Consider the following 259-nt stretch of genomic DNA (forward strand, 5'->3'; position numbering starts at 1 on the left):
ATGCCTGGCAGTTCCCTACTCTCGCATGGGGAGGCCCCACACTACCATCGGCGCTACGGCGTTTCACTTCTGAGTTCGGCATGGGGTCAGGTGGGACCACCGCGCTACAGCCGCCAGGCAAATTCTGTAATCTGTATCAGCTGAAAATCGTCTCAAATCCACCGAAACAGCTTCGGCGTTGTAAGGTTAAGCCTCACGGTTCATTAGTACCGGTTAGCTCAACGCATCGCTGCGCTTACACACCCGGCCTATCAACGTC

Annotated in this window: 2 rRNA genes; both read right to left on the bottom strand. The window is 55.6% G+C overall.

The features are described from left to right. Window positions 1-2: 2 nt before the first annotated feature. Window positions 3-118: ribosomal RNA gene (gene rrf, locus K5I40_RS23830) — 5S ribosomal RNA — on the bottom strand. 64 nt (window positions 119-182) lie between these two features. Next, window positions 183-259 (bottom strand): 23S ribosomal RNA (locus K5I40_RS23835); the annotation flags it as partial.

The organism is Leclercia sp. LTM14 (assembly GCF_023736175.1).
In the GTDB taxonomy this organism is placed as follows: domain Bacteria; phylum Pseudomonadota; class Gammaproteobacteria; order Enterobacterales; family Enterobacteriaceae; genus Enterobacter; species Enterobacter barmai.